This window comes from Sphingomonas sp. CCH15-F11, from assembly GCF_001557005.1.
GTDB lineage: Bacteria > Pseudomonadota > Alphaproteobacteria > Sphingomonadales > Sphingomonadaceae > Sphingomonas.
The window spans coordinates 63141-83703 of sequence record NZ_LSKG01000037.1 but is presented as its reverse complement, the minus strand read 5'-3'; the positions used below and the strand labels follow the sequence as shown (position 1 = coordinate 83703).

The window sequence follows — 20563 nt, the reverse complement described above, 5'->3', positions numbered from 1 at the left end:
GGCCTCGTGCCGGGGTCCAACGCCAAGCACGCGTAACCGCTCGACCCATCGCGCGATACCTTGCCGACCGCACCGGCTCGACTTTGAATGACCGGCCCCGTGAATATTGCTCGGTGGACCCCGGCACGAGGCCGGGGTGACGGCAAGACATCTGGTTTTGGCGTAATCTACGCCGGCTCGGCCCGATCCAGTCGGCGGGCAACCGCGACGAAGCCGGTAATCAGGAACGGCACCAGCACGATCGACAGCACCACCTTGGTCAGCATCTGGCCGGCCATCAGTTCCAGGATCGGTCGTTCGCCGTAGAAGGAAATGGTGATGAACAGGATTGTGTCGACGACCTGCGACACGATGCTGGCAATCATGCCGCGCAGCCACAGCATCTTGCCGGTGCCGCCGATCAGGCGGTTGAAGACATAGACGTTGAGCGTCTGTGACGTGCCATAGGAAATGAAGCCCGCCAGCATCAGTCGCACGCTCTGTCCGACCACGATCGGAAAGGCGGTGATCGCGGGGGGGTACATTGCCGGATCGTTCGGCAGGTGGATGACGACCTGGATCAGCAGTGCGGAGACGAGCAGCGGCACGAAGCCCAACCGGACCAGCATCGTTGCGGTCTTCTGGCCATGCAGCTCGGCGACCGCGCTCGACATCACCACCAGCAGCAGGAACGGGAAGATCCCGGCCTCCACGACCAGCGGCCCCAGCATCACCTGTTTCACCCCGAGCACGCCGGCGATGCAGACCATGCCGCCGTAAAGGATCGAAATGATGAAGAGCGAGCGCGAGATCGCGGGCGGGGGCGTGGTCATTGCCCATGACGCTAGCCGGAATTTCCGGGCGGCGAAACAATCTTTCCGGCGTCGGTGCCGGTGTCAGTCGACCAGTGCGTCGATCGCCTGGGCGAGCTCGATGTCGCGCGGCGACAGCCCGCCCGCGTCGTGCGTGGTCAGCGCAATCTCGACCCGGTTCCAGACGTTCGACCATTCAGGATGATGATCGGCTTTTTCGGCGAGCAGCGCGACCTGCGTCATGAACGCGAAGGCTTCGGAAAAATTGTCGAAGGTGAACTGGCGGACGATCGCGGCGCGGGCATCGTCATAATCCCAGTCGGGCAGGCCATCGAGCGCCTCGGCCCGTTCGGTTTCGCTTAGCTGCTCGATCATCGGCGCGTCCTCTGCCCTGCTTGCGGCGTCCACCCGACGACGCCTATGACCGTCGCGATGACCGAGCAAGCGCCTTTGATGCTGGCCCCCGATGCCGAGCGAATCGAGGCGATGGCGCGCGCCGTGCTTGCGACGATCCCCGAGCCGTTCGCCGCCCACCTCAGCGACGTCGTGCTGCTGGTCGAGGAGTTTGCCGACGACGCGACGCTCGACGCGATGGGGATCGAGGATCCGTTCGAACTGACCGGGCTCTATCATGGCCGGCCGGTGGGCGAAAAATCTGCCTTCGATGGGGTGACGCTGCCCGACCGCATCCACCTTTATCGTCGGCCGCTGCTCGACGAGTGGGTCGACACCGGCGTCGCGCTCGACGCGCTGATTCGCCATGTCGTCATTCACGAGGTCGGGCATCATTTCGGGCTGTCCGACGACGACATGCATGCGCTGGAGGACGCCGCCGGTCCGTGAACGCCGCGTCGCTCACCCTGGACGGCGTGGCGTGCGCGCGCGGCGGGCGGGTACTGTTCGCCGGGCTCAGCTGTGCCTTCGGCCCCGGCGATGCGGGCGTCGTCACCGGCCCCAACGGCATCGGCAAGTCGAGCCTGATCGCGATGATCGCCGGGCTGCTGCCCCCCTTTGCCGGGCGGATCGCGCATGGCGGCGCACGGGCGCTGCTGAGTGAAGCCGCAGCGCTCGACCCGGAGCTCCCGCTCGCGCGCGCACTCGGCTTCTGGGCGGCAATCGACGGGCGAGGGGATGCGGTGGCGGACGCGCTGGCCGCAGTCGATCTCGCTCCGCTCGCCGACGTGCCGGTCCGCTTCCTGTCGACTGGCCAGCGCCGCCGCGCCGCGATGGCACGCGTGATCGCGAGCGGCGCCGCGATCTGGCTGCTCGACGAACCCGCCAATGGTCTCGACACCGCATCGGTCGCGCGACTGGCGGCAGTGATCGAGGCGCACCGAGCCGCGGGCGGCATCGCGCTGATCGCGACTCATTTCGACTTGGGCCTGGGCGGCACGATCCCGGTCACGTTGGCGGCACTCGACGCATGAGCGCGTTCGTCGCCATCGCCGCGCGGGAACTGCGCCGGGCGTGGACCAGCGGCGGGCTGGTGCTGCCGGTCGCCTTCTTCCTGCTCGCGACCATCATGTTCCCCTTCGCGATCGGGCCGGACGCGCGGCTGCTGGCACGGATTTCGGGCGGCGTGGTGTGGGCAGCCGCGCTGCTTGCCGCGTTGATGCCGGTTGAGCGACTGGTCGCGCCCGACCTGGAGTCGGGGGTGATCGATCAGTTCACGGTGCGCGGCCTGTCGCCGTCGCTGGTCGCGCTGGCCAAGATCCTCGGGCACTGGCTGGGCTTTGCGCCGCCCTTGCTGGCGGCGACGCTGATCGCCGCGGGGTTGCTCAACATGCCAGCCGATGTGCTGGCGAGGGCCATGCTCGGGCTGTTAATTGGTACGCCGGGGCTGGCGGCACTGGGGGTGGCGACCGCGGCATTGGTCGCGGGGCTGCGCGGCGGCGGCGGGATTGCCGGCCTGGTCATGCTGCCGCTCGCGGTGCCGCTCCTGATCTTCGGCGCGGGTGCGGTCGATGGCGGCGTGGCGTCGCTCAAGCTCCTGGGCGCGGTCAGCCTGGCACTGACCGGCGGCGCGCCGTTTCTGGCGGGCGCGGCGATCCGGATGGGGCGAGGGTAAGTCTGCATGGTCCACCCATTCACGTCTATCCGTTCGTTTCGAGCGTAGTCGAGAAACGTCAAATGTCGCGCTGCGCTTCTCGACTTCGCTCGAAGCGAACGGACAGGATTGAGCGGGAACGTCCTTGCTGCCGCCCGCTCACCCCCGCGACCACCGCGCAAAGATCGCAGTCGGCAGCACCAGCCCGCGCGCTTCCTCGCGCACGCCCAGCTCGCCGGCTTCGACCGTACCGCCCAGATGCGCGGTCGCCTGCGCGAGCAGCTCGCCGATCGCCAGCGCCGACATGCGCACCGCATAGACGGTCAGGAAGATGAAGCGCGACTCCGCATCGACCAGCCTGGCGACGTCGCCGATCATGCCGGCCAGGTGCTCCTCCAGCTTCCACACCTCGCCATTGGGCCCGCGGCCCCATTTGGGCGGGTCGAGGATGATGCCGTCATAACGGCGTCCGCGCCGCACCTCGCGCGCGGTGAACTTGCCCGCGTCCTCGACTAGCCAGCGGATCGGCTTGTCCGCCAGGCCCGACAGCGCCGCATTGCCGCGTGCTGCATCGACCGATTTCTTCGACGCATCCACATGCACCATCCGTGCGCCTGCGGCGGACAGGGCGAGCGTGCCGACGCCGGTATAGCCGAACAGGTTCAGGCATTCTGGTTGCTGCGCAAGCGCGGTGCCGGCCCGCTCCCCCACCCGGCCACTCACTTGAGTATCCTGATGGGTGGCCGAGTGGGGGAGCGGGCCGGCACCGTTCGCCAAAAGCTGCCCCCGCATCCACGTCCACACCGGCGCCATGTCGGGAAAGAAGCCGAGATGTCGAAACGGCGTCGGCTGCGCGTTGAAGCGCACGTCTTCCCAGCCCAGCGTCCACCCGTCGCGCGGCACCGGGCGGTCGAATTGCCAGCGCCCGCCGCCATCCTCGTCCGCGCCGGGCAGAAACTCGGCGTCCGCCGACCATTCGGCCGATGCCGGCGCCCACATCGCCTGCGGTTCGGGGCGAATGAAGCGATGCGGGCCATAGCGTTCCAGCTTGCGGCCATGCCCGCTGTCGACCAGGCCATAGTCCGCCCAGGGTTCGCCGATCATCGTGACCAGCGGGGGCAGGCCGCTCATGCCGCGCTCACCGCGCCGCGACCGCGCGTTCCGCGATATAGGCGGTCACTGCGTCGAACGTCGCGGGCAGCGTGTCGTACCGCTCCTCGCGCTCGAACAGGTCGCCGACCCGTGCCGGCAAGGTGGGGCGAACGCCACAGGCGCGCTCGACCGCGTCGCGGAACTTGGCCGGGTGCGCGGTCGCCAGCGTGACGACGGGCACCTCCGCGGGCAGGTCGGCGGCGCGCGCCGCTGCCAGACCGATCGCTGTGTGCGGATCAAGCACTTCGCCGCTTTCCGACGCGGTGCGGCGGATCGTCTCGGCGATCCCCGCGCCATCGATGCGCGCGCTGGTGAACAGCGCCGCCGCGGCCTCGCGCTGCGCGTTGGTCAGTTGCATCGCGCGTGAAGTCTCGAATCCACGCATCTGCGACGCCATCGCCGCGCCGTCGCCACCGTTCAGGTCGAACAGCAGGCGTTCGAAGTTCGAACTCACCTGGATGTCCATCGACGGCGCGACGGTGGGGGTGACCGTGCCGGCCGAATAGTCGCCGCTGGTCAGCGCGCGGTGCAGGATGTCGTTGACGTTGGTCGCGACGATCAGCTTCGCGACGGGCAGCCCCATCTGCGCGGCGACATAGCCCGCGAACACATCGCCGAAATTGCCGGTCGGCACGGCGAAGGCGACGGCACGTTCGGGCGCGCCCAGCCGGACGGCGGCATGGAAATAATAGACCACCTGCGCCATCAGCCGCGCCCAGTTGATCGAATTGACCGCCGACAGCGTGAAGCGCGCGGCGAAACCGGGGGCGTTGAACATCGCCTTCACCAGTGCCTGCGCGTCGTCGAAACTGCCCTCGATCGCGATATTGTAGACGTTGGGCGCGCGCACCGTCGTCATCTGGCGGCGCTGGACATCGGATACCCGGCCCTTGGGATGGAGCATGAAGATGTCGACATGCTCGCGCCCCGCCAGTGCGTCGATCGCCGCCGACCCGGTGTCGCCGCTGGTCGCGCCGATCACCGTCAGATGCTGGTCGCTGCCGGTAAGGAAATGCTCGAACAACAGGCCCAGAAACTGGAGCGCCACATCCTTGAAGGCGAGTGTCGGGCCGTGGAACAGCTCGAGCAGCCAGTGCCGCGCATCGAGCTGGACCAGCGGGGTGACCGCAGCATGCGAGAAGCGCGCATAGGCCTGATCGCACAGTCCGCGCAGCGCGGCATCGTCGAGCGATCCCGCCACGAACGGGCGCATCACCCGGAATGCGGTTTCCGCATAACTCAGGCCGCGCAGCGCCGCGATCTCTTCACGGCTCAGGCTGGGCCACGTTTCCGGGACATAGAGCCCGCCGTCAGTCGCCAGCCCGGCCAGCGTCGCGCCTCGAAAATCCAGGATGGGGGCTGCCCCGCGCGTGCTGCGATACTTCATCGCCGCGCGGCTTAGCGGGCAGGGCGCAGCCCGGCAAGCATCGGGTCAGGCCGCGCGCACCGCCCGCGCCGCATAACATCCCGGTCCGGCATAATGGAGATGAAGCTCGTCGACCGCGTCCGTCGCCAGCATCGCGTCGATCGCCGGGGCGATGTCGGCACCCGGCACGACCGTCGCGTCGACCATCATGCCCTCGCAGTCAAAGGCGCGCAGCGACATCATCCGGTGCGCGAACAGGGCGGGGACCTCGTCCACCGCGGGCGTCGCGCGCACCGCGCCGGCACGGACATAGACAGCGTGGCTGGCGTGGAAGGGCGTGGCGGCGGGCTGATGGGTAAAGTGGGTCAGGATCAGCGTTTGTCCGACCGCCGCATCGACCAGGCTGACGCGGCAGGGAAAGCCGGGGTCTGACGTGGCAACGACGCGCCGCGCGTTGCGCTTTGTCAGCTCGGTGTCCGACAAGTGGTGGAGCGCGGCGAAAGGCGCGGGATCGAGCGCGATAATCCGGAACGGCATGACGGGTCTCCATCGGGAACCCGGATTGGTTAGGGGGCCGGGGGCGCCCCGGCATCCCGCGGCTTGTCATCAAAATGCTGTCCCCGCCGACGCAGCGCCAGGACGTAAATGGCGCCTGCGATCGCTGCGAACAGGAACCACTGCACGGCATAGGCGAGGTGGTTGTTGGGCACTGCGGACGGGTCGGGGCGGCGACTGGCGGCAAAGCCGGGGGCGGGGGTTTCGGCGACGAGCATCAGCGTGACCGGCTGGCCGCCGCCGGTCAGCGCCCGCCAAAGTCCCGACCCCTCTGCGCGCGTCGTCGTGATCGTGCCCGTTACTTCGCCACCGCGCCAGTCGGGCTTGCGATCGGGCGTCTTTGACACGCCCATGTCGATGCTGAGCAGCGGGCCCTCCGCGCCGGTGCGGCAATCGGCGATGTGACGCCAGCCCAGGCTGCCCGCGCCCTCCGTACGCCAGTCGATCACCTCGAGGCACAACGCGCTCGCCCGGCGGAACAGATGGGCATCGCCGCCGAAGCGCGGGAACGCCATCACCGGTTTGGTCAGGTTGGCGCGATATTGCGCGATCAGCGCCGCCTTCTCGCCGCGTCGGTCGAGCTGCCAGATGCCCAGCCCGATCATCGCGGCGATGGCCATGGCAACGATCGCGGTGGGAATGACCGGCCAGCGCGTCATTCGCCATCCCCGTCGACGATTCGCCCCTCGCGGGCGGCGTTGCGATATTCGAGCGCGATCAGTGCCGCCTTGGTCAGCCGCAGCGCCGCGACGATCGTGACGAGCCCGAGCGGCAGCCACAGAAGCAGGTGCACCCACCAGGCCGGGCTGAACGCCAGCTCGACCATGACCGCGAGCACGGTAATCAGCGTGCCGAGGATCAGCGTCAGAAAAGCCGCGGGGCCGTCACCGACGTTGAACGCGCCGAAATCAAGGCCGCAAGCGCGGCAGTGTTGCGCGAAGCGCACGGTTCCGGCGAACAGGGTCGGCGCGCGGCATCGCGGGCACAGGCCCTTCACCGCCATCTCGGCCAGTCCGGGCTGGGCGTCAGGCGTGGCCGACGCACCAGGGGTCGGGACCCATGTCGACCGGCCCATGTCCGGTGCCGGGGCGGGGGTGGATCGATTTGAAGGTGAAGGCCCGCTCATGCGGCCCATAACGATCGAGCAGCCAAAGTCGTGCCAGCGCATCGTCGATAGTCGGGCGCGTGCCGGCCGGAACCCACCACAACGCCTGATAAGCGCCGTCGAAACGCTCGAACCAGCTGCGGCGTTGCGCCATCACGGGGGTATGCGCGCTGCGATAGACGAAGGCGAACAGCGCGTCCGCATCCTTCCAGATCGACAGGTTCACGATCAGCCGCGGGTCCGGCGTCGGCTGATAGGCGGTGGCGTTGCCGCCATTGTCCTGCAGCCGCCACACAAAGCCGGGCGATGCATCGGCAATGGCATTGATGCGGTCGAGCTCGGCGAAAAAACCGGCGACTTGGCGGTCGTCGGACGGCGCGACGAGCCGCCCGATATTGACCTGTGCAAGCTGCCAGTCGCCGGCATCCATCCTAGTGGATTTCGGCGCCCCAGCCGCCCCAGACATAGACGACGACGAACAGGAACAGCCACACGACGTCGACGAAATGCCAATACCAGGCGGCGGCTTCGAACCCGAAATGCTGGCGCGGGGTAAAGTGGCCGGCATAGGCGCGATAAAGGCAAACCATCAGGAACAGCGTGCCGATGATGACGTGGAAGCCGTGAAAGCCGGTCGCCATGTAGAAGGCCGAGCTGTAGTTGGACTGGCCGAACGGGAAGGGCGCGTGGGCATATTCATATGCCTGGACGGCGCTGAAGATCAGGCCGAGGATGATCGTCAGCCACAGGCCCTTTTTCAGGCCGTCATGCTCGCCGACGCCGATCAGGCCCCACAGCCCCTTCATCTCGCCGCCGCGCTCGCCGTGGATCAGGGCATGATGCGCCCAGGTTACCGTGGTGCCGGACAGCAGGAGGATGAAGGTGTTGAGCAGCGGGAAGTGGAAGGGGTCGATGACCTCCAGCCCCTTGGGCGGCCAGCTCAGCAGCGCGTTCGCGCCGTCCTGGCCGATCAGGTTGGCGACGCCGCTTTCGGTGATTTCGAGCGGCACCGGGAACAGCGAGAAATCGAACCACGACCAGAACCAGCCGACGAAGAACATCACTTCCGACGCGATGAACAGGATCATGCCATAGCGCAGGTGCAGCTGGACGACGGGGGTATGGTCGCCGGCATGCGCCTCGCGCACCACATCCGCCCACCACGATCCCATGAAGAACAGCAGCGCGATCATCGCCACGCCAAAGATCGCCGGGCCGCCGGCCGCGTCGCGCATCCACATGATGCCTCCAGCCGCCGCGCCGAACGCGGCGAGCGAGCACATCATCGGCCAGATGCTGGGGGGAAGAATGTGATAATCGTGGTTCTTGGCGCCGGCCATGATCCGTCCTTGGTCCGTGGGTTCGTTGATCCGGTCGTGCTCTAGCTTGCGCTTTTGCCAGAATCTACCGGGTAAAATGTGTAGGACAGCGTAATTGCGGTAACGTCCTTGGCGTCCGGGTCGTCGGCGATGCGCGGATCGACATAGTAGATCACCGGCATCCGCACTTCCTCGCCGGGCTTGAGCGTCTGTTCGCTGAAGCAGAAGCATTGGATCTTGGTGAAATACTGGCCCGCAATCGCCGGGGTGACGTTGAAGCTGGCGGTGCCCGTGACGGTCCTGTCCGAACGGTTGCGCGCGATGAAATAGGTCATCTCGCGTGCGCCGACCGTCACCTGCTCGGCGCGCACTGACGGCTTGAAGTCCCAGGCGAGCGACTGTGCGGTGTTGCTGTCGAACCGCACCGTCACCTGACGGTCGATCGCGCCCGGTGCCGCCTGGCCACGCTGGGTCGTTCCGTTCAATCCCGTGACCTGGCAGAATATCCGGTAGAGCGGGACGCTAGCATAGCCCAGCCCGCCCATGCCGACGACGCCGGCCGCCGCGAGCAATGCGGTGCGCAGATTGCGGGTCATCCGCCCATCCCCGCGCGAATCTTGGCGATGGTGATCGCGAACATCAGGATGCAGAAGCCGCCCAGCATCAACGCCATCACGCGTGCGCGGGCGCGCTGGCGGGCGCGGATCGCCTCGCTTTTCTGGAGGGGGGTCAAAGGATCCATTTGTCGATCACCAATACGCCAAAGAGGATGAAGAGGTAGAGGATGGAAAAGGCGAAGAGCTTCTTTTCCGGCTTCATTTTATCGTCCGCGGCCGGCACGCGCATCGCGACGATCGCCGCATACCAGCCGAAGATCACGCCCGTCACGATCGCCGTTATACCGTAGAGCCCGCCGGCCAGCCCCAGCGGCCACGGCGCGATCGCAGCTGCCACCATCGGGATGGTGTAGAGCCCGACCTGTCGCCGGGTCGAGCGTTCGCCGGCAACCACCGGCATCATCGGCACGCCGGCATTGGCATAATCGGTGCGCACGAACAGCGCGAGCGCCCAGCTGTGCGGCGGGGTCCACAAAAAGATGATGAGGAACATGAGAATCGGCAGCGCAGAGACGTCGCCGGTCGCCGCCGCCCAGCCGATCAGCGGCGGAAACGCGCCCGCCGCCCCGCCGATCACGATGTTCTGGGGGGTGCGGCGCTTCAGCCAAACGGTATAGATCAAAACATAATAGAGGATCGATAGCGCCAGGATTCCCGCCGCGACATAGTTGAGCGCGAGGCCCATCAGCACGACCGACAGCACCCCGGTGCCGACACCGAAGTGCAGCGCGGTCTGGCGGTCCATCCGGCCTGCGGGCAGCGGCCGTCCGGCCGTCCGCTTCATCAGCGCGTCGATGTCGCTTTCATACCATTGGTTGAGCGCCGCCGCCGCGCCCGCGCCGAGCGCGATGCACAGGATCGCGGTGAAGCCCAGGACCGGATCGATGCCGCCGGGCGCGGCGAGCATCCCGGCCAGCCCCGAATAAACGACCAGCGTCATCACGCGCGGCTTGGTCAGCGCGAGGAAATCGCGCCAATCGGCCGGCAGCGTCACGGGTTGGGCAGGGGTCACGATGGTCATGTCTGCTTTGAAAGCCTCTTTATCAACCCCAAACCCCGCTCATCCTCAGTAGGGACTGAGCCTGGCGAAGGCCCGTATCGAAGGACGCAGAGGTCGCGTGCGTCCTTCGATACGCCGCTTCGGCAAGCTCAGCGGCTACTCAGGATGAGCGGGCGGAAAAGAAATATGATTCTATCTGCGCACCCTTCAATCCGCGAAGGGATCACGGACCAGAATGGTGTCCTGGCGCTCGGGGCTGGTCGACACGAGCGCCACCGGGCACTGGATCAGCTCCTCGATCCGGCGGACATATTTGATCGCCTGCGCGGGCAGATCGGCCCAGCTGCGCGCGCCCGCGGTCGATTCGTGCCAGCCCGCCATCGTTTCATAGATCGGCTCGACCGCTGCCTGGTCCCCGGCATGGGCCGGGAAATGGTCCAGCGTCGCGCCGGCCAGGCGATAGCCGGTGCAGATGCGGATCTCGTCGAACCCGTCGAGCACGTCCAGCTTGGTGAGCGCAATGCCGGTCACGCCCGACACCGCGACCGACTGACGCACCAGCACCGCGTCGAACCAGCCACAGCGGCGCTTGCGCCCCGTGACGGTGCCGAATTCGCGGCCGCGTTCGCCTAGCCGCTCACCGGTCGCGTCCGCCAGCTCGGTGGGGAAGGGGCCCGAACCGACTCGCGTCGTATAGGCCTTGGCGATGCCGAGCACGAAGCCGACCGCGCCCGGCCCCAGTCCCGACCCGCCCGCCGCGGTGCCCGCGATGGTGTTGGACGAGGTGACGAAGGGATAGGTGCCGTGGTCGATGTCGAGCAGCACGCCCTGCGCGCCTTCGAACAGGATGCGGCGGCCCCGCGCGCGCGCCTCGTTCAGTTCGCGCCACACCGGGCGCGCGTAGGGCAGGACGAAGCCGGCGATCTCGCGCAACTGCGCCAGCAGCTCGGCGCGGTCGATCGCCGCGACGCCGAAACCGGCGCGCAGCGCGTCGTGATGCGCGGTCAGCCGGTCGAGCTGGGGATCGAGCGTGTCGAGATGGGCGAGGTCGCACACCCGGATCGCGCGCCGCCCGACCTTGTCCTCATAGGCGGGACCGATGCCACGCCGCGTCGTGCCGATCTTGCCGGCACCACTCGCATCCTCGCGCAGCGCGTCGAGGTCGCGGTGAAAGGGCAGGATCAGCGCGCAATTGTCCGCGATCATCAGTGTCTCGGGAGTCACCGCGACGCCCTGGCCGCGCAGCCGTTCGACCTCGTCGCGCAGCGCCCAGGGGTCCAGCACAACGCCGTTGCCGATGACGCTGGGCGTGCCGCGCACGATGCCCGACGGCAGCAGCGACAGTTTATAGACCTGTTCGCCGACCACCAGCGTATGACCGGCATTGTGTCCGCCCTGAAACCGCACGACGATGTCGGCGCGTTCGGCCAGCCAGTCGACGATCTTGCCCTTGCCCTCGTCGCCCCATTGGGCGCCGATCACTGCCACATTGGCCACATTGCTTCCTTCGCTGCCGCCGGTTTTGCGGTCCCGGCGACCGGACGCCCTAGTGCGATGCGGCGCGGTCGTCCACCGCCATGACGCGCGGCGAGGGTGAATCCAGCGCCGCGCGCACCCGCCGGGCCAGCGCATCGACGGTAAACGGCTTGACCAGCAGCTCGGTCGTGGTGACGCCGGGGATGCCGGGCAGGTCGGCGGCGGCCGCGTCGCGGACATGGCCGCTGGTAAAGAGCACCGCCAGCCCGGGGCGATGCCGGCGCGCGGCGGCGGCGAGCTCGGTGCCCAGCATCCCCGGCATCACCACGTCGGTGAACAGCAGGTCGACCGGCTGGCCCTGGCCGAGCAACGCAAGCGCGGCGTCGGCCGACGCGGCTTCGTGGACGACATAACCCAGTTCGCGCAGCGCCTCGCACGAATAGGCGCGAACCCTCGCCTCATCCTCGACGACCAGGATATGCTCGCCCCGGCCGACCGGCGTGTCTTCCGATTTGACCAGGTCGATGCCCGGATCCGCGTTGCCCCGATCGAGCGGCAGCAGCATCCGCACCGTCGTCCCCTGATTCTCGGCACTGTCGATCGTCACGTGCCCCCCCGATTGCCGGACGAATCCGAACACCTGGCTCAGCCCCAGCCCGGTGCCCTTGCCCACATCCTTGGTGGTGAAGAACGGGTCGAACGCGCGCTCCAGCACCGCGGGGGGCATGCCCATGCCCGAATCGGATACCGCGATCTCGACATAGTCGCCGGCATCCACCCCCAGCCGCGCGGCCTGGTCCTGGCTCAGCTGGCGGTTGACCGTGGCGATCGTCAACCGGCCGCCGCGCGGCATCGCATCGCGCGCGTTGACGCCCAGATTGAGGATCGCATTTTCGAGCTGGCCGGGATCGACCCGCGCATTGCCCAGATCGGCGGCGAGCCAGGTTTCGACCTGCACGCTCTCGCCCAGCGTCCGGTTGAGCAGGTCGATCATCCCGCGCACCATCGCGTTCACGTCGATCGTGCGCGGCTCCAGCGTCGACCGGCGGGAAAAGGCGAGCAGCCGGCGCACCAATGCCGCCGCCCGCTCGGCCCCGTCGCGCGCGGCGACGACGTAACGGGTGATGTCCCGCTCGCCGCGCGCCATCCGCCGCTCGAGCAGGTCGAGCGCGCCGATGACGACGGCGAGCATGTTGTTGAAATCGTGCGCAATGCCGCCGGTCAGCTGGCCGACCGCCTCCATCTTCTGGGCCTGGCGCAACTGGTCCTGCGCCGCCAGCAGCTCGCGCGTGCGCGCCTCGACCGCGTGCTCCAGCTCGACGCGCGATCGGCTGAGCACTTCGCGCGCGTCGACGATCTCCTGGATGTCGGTGCATGTGCCGAACCAACGGGTGATCCGTCCTTGATCGTCGCGCACCGGCTGGGCGCGCCCCAGCACCCAGCGATAGACGCCGCTCACATGGCGCAGGCGATATTCGATGTGATAGGGCTCGCCCGTCGCCAGGCTGTGCGACCATGCGGCGATCGAACGCGCCTGGTCTTCGGGGTGAAAGATGCCGTTCCAAAGTTCGCCGTCGGTCGAGCCATAAGGAACGCCGGTATATTCATACCAGCGGTCGTTGAAATAATCATGATAGCCGTCGGGGCGCGTCGACCAGATCATCTGGTCGACCGAATTGGTGATCGCGCGGAACTTTGCCTCGCTTTCCCTGAGCGCGCTGAGTGCGGCCAGCCGACCGACCGCGTCCCAGGTGATTTCCGCCACGGCCTCGACCAGCGCGATTTCATCCGCGCTCCAGTCGCGCGGCGTGGCGCTGCCGACATGCAGGCTCGCGACCCATTCGCCCGCGCGCAGGAGCGGCACGCCGATGCCCGACACGACGGTCCACGACCCGATCGTCCCCTGAAAATCCGGGTCCTCGCGCGCATCGCGCGACAGGATCGTCTGCCCCGATCGATAGCGGTTCAGGATCGTCTCCCCGAGCCGATCGACCGGCACGCTGCCCTGCGTCGGTGGCAATGCGCCCGACGTCCAGCAGGGGCCGAACACCATCCGGTTTTCGCGCACCTGAAAAAACCCGGCACGGTCGAGGCCGAGCTGGGCCGCCAGCGCCTCCGCGGTCTCGCGCATCACGGCTTCCGGGGTCTCCAGCCGCCGCTGACGGTCGGCAAGCCGGTAGATGAAGGACTGGGTCTCGGTCGTGGCATGCAGCGTTTCGACCGCGGCGCGCGCGCGTTCCTCGGCTTCGTAGCGGCGCGTGATGTCGAAACTGATGCCGGCAAAGCGCAGCGGCGACCCGTCGGGCGCATAGGTGACCCGGCCCTGCACCGCGATCCAGCGCACGTCGCCCGCGTCCCGGACGACGCGATACTCGACGTCATACGGCGCGCCGGTGGTCAGGCTTTCCTCGATCGCCGCCGAGACGCGCGGCAGGTCGTCGGGATGGATTGCGGGAAAAAAGGCGTTGACGTCGATCCCGCGTGCCGACTCGGCGCCCGACATGCCGTAAAGTTGGGCGAAGCGTGCGTCGCTGACCACCAGCCCGGTGGTGAGGTCCCAGTCCCAGGTGCCCAGGCCGCTCGATGAATCGAGCGCCAGCTTCAGTCGGTCCTCGCTCGCGCGCAGCGCCATTTCCGCGCGTGCACGCTCGGTGATGTCGACGACCTGGATCAGGACCCCCACCATCGTGCCCCCCGCGTCGCGGAACGGCTGGAACGCGAAATCGACCAGCCGTTCCTCGGGTGTATCCTGGCCGGCGCGATGCACCCAGACACTGCGCCCCTCGCCGCGATAGGCCTGGCCGGTCGCCCACACCCGGTCGAGCAGTTCGACATAGCCCTGCTCGACGAGCTCGGGCATCACCTCGGCGACCGGTCGCCCCTCCAGCTGGTCGCGCCCGACCAGCTCGCGATAACCGGGATTGGCCAGTTCGTGGACATGCTCCGGCCCGATCACCAGCGCGGCCGCCGCAGGCGTCTGTGCGAACAGCTCGCGCAGACGAGTGATCTCCGCTGTCTGCACCCGCTCCGCCAGGACCAGCCTTGTGGTTTCGTTGCCATGGTTGAGCACGCCCGCAATCCGGCCGTGTTCGTCGCGGATCGGCGTGAAGCTGTAGGTCCAGTAGGTTTCCCGGGGCACGCCGTCGCGCTCCATGCGCAACAACTGATCATAGGAAGCGTGGCCGATCCCGCTCGCCATCACGCTTTCGAACTGGGGACCGACGACGTCCCAGATGTCGTGCCACACCTCGCGCGCGGGGCGGGCGAGCGCGCCTGGGTGGCGATCCGCCGGAATCGGAGCCCAGGCGTCGTTGTAGAGCAGCCAGAGCGGCTCGCCCCAGTAGATCGCGGTCGGATAGCTCGACGCCAGGCAGAGATCGAGCGCGAAGCGCAGGGCCTGCGGCCAGCTTTCCGGCACGCCGAGCGGGTGCGCCGACCAGTCGATCGCGCGAATACGCGCCGCCATCTCGCCAGGATGATCGAGAAAGCCGAAGGAACTGGTCATCGCCACCGGATGGTGGCAGGCAACGCCGGTGTCAACAACCCCGACCTGTCCTCCGTCTGCCAGCACGGAATTCCGGGCGGTGCTGCAACCCATTGGGAGAGAACATGAAATTAGCCAGTCTCAAACATGGCCGCGACGGTCGCCTGGTGGTCGTGTCCGGCGATCTGGCGTGGTGCGCCGATGCGACGAACATCGCGCCGACATTGCAGGCGGCGCTGGACGATTGGGACAGGCTGGCACCCGCGCTGCGCAACCTCGCCGTCGACCTTGAGCACGAGGCGATCCCGCGCGAGCGCTTCCACGAGCGCGAGGCCGCCTCGCCGCTGCCGCGCGCCTATCAATGGGCCGACGGATCGGCCTATGTGAACCATGTCGCACTGGTCCGGCAGGCCCGCGGCGCAGAGCTTCCCGACAGCTTCTGGCACGACCCGCTGATGTATCAGGGCGGGTCCGACGCGTTCCTGGCGCCGCGCGACCCGATCCCGCTCAAGGACGAAAGCTGGGGCTGCGATCTGGAGGGCGAGGTCGTCGTCGTGACCGGTGACGTGCCGATGGGGGCGAGCCGCGACGAAGCGCTGGCGGCGGTCCGCCTGGTCGGGCTGACCAACGACGTGTCGCTGCGCAACCTCATTCCCGGCGAACTGGCCAAGGGCTTCGGCTTTTTCCAGTCCAAGCCGGCCAGCGCCTTTTCGCCGGTGTTCGTGACGCCCGACGCGCTTGGAGACTGGTGGCGCGACGGCAAGCTCCATCGCAAGCTGATGGTCGATCTGAACGGCAGGCCCTTCGGGCGCGCCAATGCTGCCGAGGACATGACCTTCGACTTCGGCACGCTGATCGCGCACGCCGCGCGCACGCGGACGCTGGGGGCGGGGACGATCATCGGTTCGGGCACGGTGTCCAACCGCGACGCCGATGGCGGACCGGGCAAGCCGGTGGCCGAAGGCGGGGTCGGCTACAGCTGCATCGCCGAAATCCGCATGATCGAGACGATCCGCGACGGCACGCCATCGACGCCGTTCCTGAAGGCCGGCGACCGGGTGCGCATCTGGATGGAGGATGATCGCCACCACCCGATCTTCGGCGCGATCGAGCAGACGGTTGTCGGATGAGGACGGTCCGGGCGGGATCGCGCATCCCGTCCCGGACCCGGCTCACACGTCTAGATTAGCGACGCTCAGTGCGTTTTCCTGGATGAATTCGCGGCGCGGTTCGACCACATCGCCCATCAGGCGGGTGAAAATCTCGTCCGCGACATCGGCCTGGTCGACGGTCACGCGCAGCATCGCGCGGTTCTGGGGATCGAGCGTGGTTTCCCACAACTGCTCGGCGTTCATTTCGCCCAGTCCCTTGTAGCGCTGGATCGACAGTCCCTTGCGCCCCGCCGCCAAGATCGCGGCGAGCAGTTCGGAGGGGCGCGACACGAGCGATTCGCCCTTGCCCAACGCGGCGGGTTCGTCGCCATTCTCGTCCGCGCCACCGGCCTCCGCCTCGCCCGACGCGGCGGCGTCGACGGCGGCGTTCTTCAGCGGCACCAGCCGCGCCAGACCCTGGTAGCTGGCGACTTCCTCGCTCGCCAGCGCGTGCAGCTTGCGCGCTTCGGCGGAGGCGACGAAGGCGGGCTCGATGATGTGATGATCGGTGACGCCGCGCCACAGCCGGCGGAAATGATAGCCGCCTTCGCCGGTGACTTCGACCGACCAGCGCGCCTCGCGATCGCTCAGCTCGAGCGCGCGCGCCACCGGATCGGCGCGTGACGCGCGTTCGGCGCGCGGCGCTTCGGGGTCGAGCGCGCCGGTCAGCGCCAGCGTCTCGACGATCACCGGATCATAGCGACGCGGGACATAGCGCATCAGCGTGCGCATCCGTCGTGCATGATCGACCAGCGCGCGCAGATCGGCGCCGGTGCGGCGCGCGCCCGCGGCGGTATCGAGCGCGTTGGCCGCCACGCCTGCTTCGACCAGATAGGCGTCGAGCGCGGCATCGTCCTTCAGATAGACTTCGGAGCGGCCTTTCGTGGCCTTGTACAATGGCGGCTGCGCGATGAAGAGGTGCCCGTTCTCGATGATCTCGGGCATCTGGCGATAGAAGAAGGTGAGCAGCAGCGTGCGGATATGCGCGCCGTCGACATCGGCGTCGGTCATGATCACGATCTTGTGATAGCGCAGCTTGGCGATGTTGAAATCGTCGCGGCCGATGCCGGTGCCCATTGCCTGGATCAGCGTGCCGATCTCGCGGCTCGACAGCATCCGGTCAAAGCGCGCGCGCTCGACGTTCAGGATCTTGCCCCTGAGCGGCAGGATCGCCTGGAAATGCCGGTCGCGGCCCTGTTTGGCGCTGCCGCCCGCCGAATCGCCCTCGACCAGGAACAGTTCCGACTTGGCGGGATCGCGCTCTTGGCAATCGGCCAGCTTGCCGGGCAGGCTGGCGATATCCATCGCGCCCTTGCGCCGGGTCAGTTCGCGTGCCCGCTTGGCGGCTTCGCGCGCGGCGGCGGCGTCGATCACCTTCTGGATGATCGCACGGGCATGGGCGGGGTTTTCCTCCAGCCATTCGGCGAGCTTGTCGGCCATCAGGCTTTCGAGCGGCTGCCGGACTTCGGAGGAGACCAGCTTGTCCTTGGTCTGGCTGGAAAACTTCGGATCCGGCAGCTTGACCGAAACGATCGCGGTCAGCCCCTCGCGCATGTCGTCGCCGGTCAGGCTGACCTTTTCCTTCTTCAGCATCCCCGACTTGTCGGCATAATTGTTGAGCGTGCGGGTCAGCGCCGCGCGGAATGCCGCCAGATGCGTGCCGCCGTCGCGCTGGGGGATGTTGTTGGTGAAGGCTAGGACATTTTCGTAATAGCTGTCGTTCCATTCGAGCGCGACGTCGATGCCGACATCGTCGCGATGGCCGTTGATCGCCACCGGCTCGGGCATCAGGGGCTGCTTGTTGCGATCGAGATATTTGACGAACGCGGCGATCCCGCCCTCATAGAACAGCTCGATCTGCCGGCGCTCCTCGTGCCGGGCGTCGTTGAGGAACAGCCGCACGCCCGAATTGAGGAAGGCGAGCTCGCGATAGCGGTGCTCGAGCTTGTCGAAATCGAACTCGGTGATCTTGAAGGTGGCGGGGCTGGGCAGGAAGGTGACGCGCGTGCCCTTCTTTCCGGCGGGCGCCGGGCCGACCACCTTGAGCGGCGCCACCGCATCGCCGAACGCGAACCGCATGTAATGTTCCTGGCCGTCGCGCCAGATGGTGAGGTCGAGCCATTCGGACAGCGCGTTGACGACGCTGACGCCGACGCCGTGCAGCCCGCCCGATACTTTGTATGCGTTGGTGTCCGACGTGTTCTCGAACTTTCCGCCTGCGTGCAGCTGGGTCATGATGACCTCTGCCGCCGACACGCCTTCCTCCGGGTGGATGCCGGTCGGGATGCCGCGGCCATTATCCTCGACGCTGACTGATCCGTCGGGGTTCAGCGTGATGTCGATGCGGTCGCAATGACCGGCCAGCGCTTCGTCGATCGCGTTGTCGGAAACCTCGAACACCATGTGGTGCAGGCCGGAGCCGTCATCGGTGTCGCCGATATACATGCCGGGGCGTTTGCGCACCGCGTCGAGGCCTTTAAGGACCTTGATCGAATCTGCGCCATAATCATTGGAATTGGGGTCGGTTGCCATAGCGAGGATATAGGGAGTGGCGGGGGTCAGGGAAAGCAAAATGCACCGTCGCAGGCCGGCCCGAGGATGGGTGCGTGCGCACCCCGGGGCCGTCTTCCCGACTGCCGCGGCGCCTCAGACGAATTGGCGGACGCGTGCTTGCAGTCGAGGCAGTACCCTCTCGGCAAACCAGGGATTGCGCGCCATCCAGCCGGCGCTCCGCCAGGATGGATGTGGTAGCGCGATCACGTCCGGGCCCCAGCGGTGGGCCTCCCGCACACGGTCCGTCATCGACATTCCCGGGCTGCGCGGCAGATAGCGCGCCTGCGCATGGCTGCCGACCAGCAAAGTCAGCCGGTCCGCGGGCAGCACCGCGAGCACCGCATCGTGCCACAGCGGCGCGCATTCGGGGCGCGGCGGCAGATCGGCCCCCGCGCCCTTGCCGGGATAGCAGAAGCCCATCGGCACCAGCGCGACGCGTGCCGGATCCCGCAGCGTGGCCGGTTCCAGCCCGGTCCATTCGCACAGCCGTTCGCCGCTCGCATCGTCCCAGGGCACGCCGCTCGCGTGGACGCGGGCCCCGGGGGCCTGGCCGATGATCAGCAACCGCGCGGTCGGGCTGAAGCGGACCACCGGGCGCGGCGGATGCGGCAGATGCCGGGCACAGTGCGTGCACCCGGCAATCCGCGCCGCCAGTTCGCCGCTCATTCCCGGATGAGTTCCTTCAGCGGCACGGTCGTGTCGGCGAGCCGCTCGGGGTCGATCCGCGCGCGCGTCGTCACCAGCGCGCGGCCCTGGACATAGTCGCGCGTCGCATTGACGCAGTCGAGCGCGATCACCCGGCCCTCGCGCAGATAGAGGACTGCGAACTGCCGCGCCGCGGGGTCGCCGCGCAGCACGGTCGCGTCATGTCCCGCCGACAATCCGACGGTCTGGAGCTTGAGGTCGTACTGGTTGGACCAGAACCACGGTACCGCATCGTAATGCGCGGGCTCGCCCAGGATCGACTGGACCGCGACATTGGCCTGGTCGTGCGCGTTCTGGACCGATTCCAGCCGGATCATCGCCCCGCCGGCATAGGGATTGGCATGGTGTGCGCAATCTCCGATCGCATAGATGTGGGGCAGCGAGGTGCGGCATTGGGCGTCGACATCGACGCCGTTGCCCCCCGCCGCGCCCGCCGCCAGCAACGGCGCGACGGCGGGGACGATGCCGATGCCGACGATCACCATCTGCGCGGGCAGCACCGTGCCGTCGGTCAGCCGCACGCCGCTGACCCGGCCTTCATCGCCCTCGATCGCCGCGACCGCGCTCGACAGGCGGATGTCGACGCCGTGCGCGCGGTGTTCGGCCTCGTAAAAGCGCGACAGGTCGGGGCCGGCGACGCGGGCCAGCACGCGGTCCTGTGCCTCGACCACGGTCACCGCCCGCCCGAGCTTGGTCAGCACGGCTGCCGCCTCCAGCCCGATATAGCCGCCGCCGATCACCACCACGTCGCGTACCCCGGGCAGTTCCGCGATCATCCGGTCGGCATCGGCGCGGTCGCGCACGCAATGGACGCCGCTCAGCGCGTGGCCGGGGCATGCGATGCGTCGCGCCCGACCGCCGGTCGCCCAGATCAGGTCGCCATAACCGATCGTCGCGCCGCCCGCGGTGTCCAGCCGCCGCGCATCCGGATCGACCGCGGTCACCTCGGTACCGGGCAGCAGCATGACCGCGCGCTCGGCCCAAAAGCCGGCCGGGCGGATCAGCATGCGCTCGAACGGCTTGTCGCCCGCCAGATAGTCCTTGCTGAGCGGGGGGCGTTCATAGGGCAGCTCGGGCTCGTCGCCGACCAGCGCGATCGTCCCGGCAAAGCCGCGCTGGCGCAGGACGATCGCGGCCTGTGCCCCGCCATGCCCCGCGCCGACGATCACCACGTCGAACCTGTCCGCCATCCCGTCATCCTCATTCCTGCTCGCGGTCCTTTGGCGGACCCCCGTGCGACGG

At 67.9% G+C, this 20563-nt stretch carries 21 protein-coding genes; 4 read left to right on the top strand and 17 right to left on the bottom strand.

Annotated elements, in window-relative coordinates; all coding sequences use genetic code 11:
* Positions 1-167: 167 nt before the first annotated feature.
* Entirely contained in the window at positions 168-812 is a 645-nt protein-coding gene (locus tag AX709_RS04130) for a queuosine precursor transporter (RefSeq protein WP_066547087.1), read from the bottom strand.
* Positions 813-875: 63 nt separating this feature from the next.
* On the bottom strand, positions 876-1166 hold the full coding sequence (locus tag AX709_RS04125; RefSeq protein ID WP_066480282.1) for a 4a-hydroxytetrahydrobiopterin dehydratase: 291 nt from the start codon (positions 1164-1166) through the stop codon (positions 876-878).
* A 57-nt stretch (positions 1167-1223) separates the two neighbouring features.
* On the opposite strand from AX709_RS04125, the gene AX709_RS04120 reads away from it, so the two are divergent.
* From AX709_RS04120 to AX709_RS04110, 3 genes are read left to right on the top strand one after another with little or no spacing between them, the layout of a single operon-like run.
* Entirely contained in the window at positions 1224-1634 is a 411-nt protein-coding gene (locus AX709_RS04120) for a metallopeptidase family protein (protein ID WP_066480281.1), read from the top strand.
* Entirely contained in the window at positions 1631-2218 is a 588-nt protein-coding gene (gene ccmA / locus AX709_RS04115) for a heme ABC exporter ATP-binding protein CcmA (protein WP_066547084.1), read from the top strand. Before AX709_RS04120 ends, ccmA begins: the two co-directional genes overlap by 4 nt.
* Positions 2215-2859, top strand: a complete 645-nt coding sequence (locus AX709_RS04110; protein ID WP_066547077.1) for a heme exporter protein CcmB — start codon at positions 2215-2217, stop codon at positions 2857-2859. Before ccmA ends, AX709_RS04110 begins: the two co-directional genes overlap by 4 nt.
* Positions 2860-2997: 138 nt before the next feature.
* Here AX709_RS04110 and AX709_RS04105 read toward each other — a convergent pair whose 3' ends face one another.
* The 12 genes from AX709_RS04105 to AX709_RS04055 all read right to left on the bottom strand — a co-directional run bounded on the left by AX709_RS04105 (position 2998) and on the right by AX709_RS04055 (position 14933).
* Positions 2998-3969, bottom strand: a complete 972-nt coding sequence (locus AX709_RS04105; RefSeq protein ID WP_066547074.1) for a class I SAM-dependent methyltransferase — start codon at positions 3967-3969, stop codon at positions 2998-3000.
* A gap of 7 nt (positions 3970-3976) precedes the next feature.
* On the bottom strand, positions 3977-5377 hold the full coding sequence (thrC, locus tag AX709_RS04100; RefSeq protein ID WP_066547073.1) for a threonine synthase: 1401 nt from the start codon (positions 5375-5377) through the stop codon (positions 3977-3979).
* 45 nt (positions 5378-5422) lie between these two features.
* Positions 5423-5893, bottom strand: a complete 471-nt coding sequence (locus AX709_RS04095) for a DUF1203 domain-containing protein (protein ID WP_066480247.1) — start codon at positions 5891-5893, stop codon at positions 5423-5425.
* Between the two features lie 29 nt (positions 5894-5922).
* Positions 5923-6570, bottom strand: coding sequence for an SURF1 family protein (locus tag AX709_RS04090; RefSeq protein WP_066547071.1), 648 nt, complete (start codon positions 6568-6570; stop codon positions 5923-5925).
* Positions 6567-6986, bottom strand: a complete 420-nt coding sequence (locus AX709_RS04085) for a DUF983 domain-containing protein (protein WP_082731616.1) — start codon at positions 6984-6986, stop codon at positions 6567-6569. Before AX709_RS04085 ends, AX709_RS04090 begins: the two co-directional genes overlap by 4 nt.
* On the bottom strand, positions 6937-7446 hold the full coding sequence (locus AX709_RS04080; RefSeq protein ID WP_066547065.1) for a DUF3291 domain-containing protein: 510 nt from the start codon (positions 7444-7446) through the stop codon (positions 6937-6939). Before AX709_RS04080 ends, AX709_RS04085 begins: the two co-directional genes overlap by 50 nt.
* A 1-nt stretch (position 7447) precedes the next feature.
* The gene (locus tag AX709_RS04075) at positions 7448-8356 is read right to left on the bottom strand and encodes a cytochrome c oxidase subunit 3 (protein ID WP_066482229.1); all 909 of its coding nucleotides are present in this window, start codon (positions 8354-8356) and stop codon (positions 7448-7450) included.
* A 41-nt stretch (positions 8357-8397) separates the two neighbouring features.
* Positions 8398-8931, bottom strand: a complete 534-nt coding sequence (locus AX709_RS04070; protein WP_066482226.1) for a cytochrome c oxidase assembly protein — start codon at positions 8929-8931, stop codon at positions 8398-8400.
* The gene (locus AX709_RS18840) at positions 8928-9077 is read right to left on the bottom strand and encodes a hypothetical protein (protein ID WP_197417189.1); all 150 of its coding nucleotides are present in this window, start codon (positions 9075-9077) and stop codon (positions 8928-8930) included. The genes AX709_RS04070 and AX709_RS18840 overlap by 4 nt, the downstream gene beginning before the upstream one ends.
* The gene (locus AX709_RS04065; protein WP_082731209.1) at positions 9065-9973 is read right to left on the bottom strand and encodes a heme o synthase; all 909 of its coding nucleotides are present in this window, start codon (positions 9971-9973) and stop codon (positions 9065-9067) included. Before AX709_RS04065 ends, AX709_RS18840 begins: the two co-directional genes overlap by 13 nt.
* 186 nt (positions 9974-10159) lie before the next feature.
* Positions 10160-11449, bottom strand: coding sequence for an adenylosuccinate synthase (locus AX709_RS04060; RefSeq protein ID WP_066547120.1), 1290 nt, complete (start codon positions 11447-11449; stop codon positions 10160-10162).
* 49 nt (positions 11450-11498) lie between these two features.
* Entirely contained in the window at positions 11499-14933 is a 3435-nt protein-coding gene (locus AX709_RS04055) for a PAS domain-containing protein (protein WP_231727409.1), read from the bottom strand.
* Between the two features lie 104 nt (positions 14934-15037).
* Between AX709_RS04055 and AX709_RS04050 the strand changes: the two genes are divergently transcribed.
* The gene (locus AX709_RS04050) at positions 15038-16042 is read left to right on the top strand and encodes a fumarylacetoacetate hydrolase family protein (RefSeq protein ID WP_066482224.1); all 1005 of its coding nucleotides are present in this window, start codon (positions 15038-15040) and stop codon (positions 16040-16042) included.
* 42 nt (positions 16043-16084) lie between these two features.
* On the opposite strand, the gene gyrB is transcribed toward AX709_RS04050, so the two are convergent.
* The 3 genes from gyrB to AX709_RS04035 form a co-directional block, all read right to left on the bottom strand.
* Entirely contained in the window at positions 16085-18595 is a 2511-nt protein-coding gene (gyrB, locus tag AX709_RS04045; RefSeq protein WP_066547059.1) for a DNA topoisomerase (ATP-hydrolyzing) subunit B, read from the bottom strand.
* Positions 18596-18709: 114 nt separating this feature from the next.
* Positions 18710-19282: a uracil-DNA glycosylase family protein gene (locus AX709_RS04040; protein WP_066547057.1), complete on the bottom strand. Its 573-nt coding sequence runs from the start codon at positions 19280-19282 to the stop codon at positions 18710-18712.
* Entirely contained in the window at positions 19279-20511 is a 1233-nt protein-coding gene (locus tag AX709_RS04035) for an NAD(P)/FAD-dependent oxidoreductase (protein WP_066547055.1), read from the bottom strand. Before AX709_RS04035 ends, AX709_RS04040 begins: the two co-directional genes overlap by 4 nt.
* Positions 20512-20563: the final 52 nt, after the last annotated feature.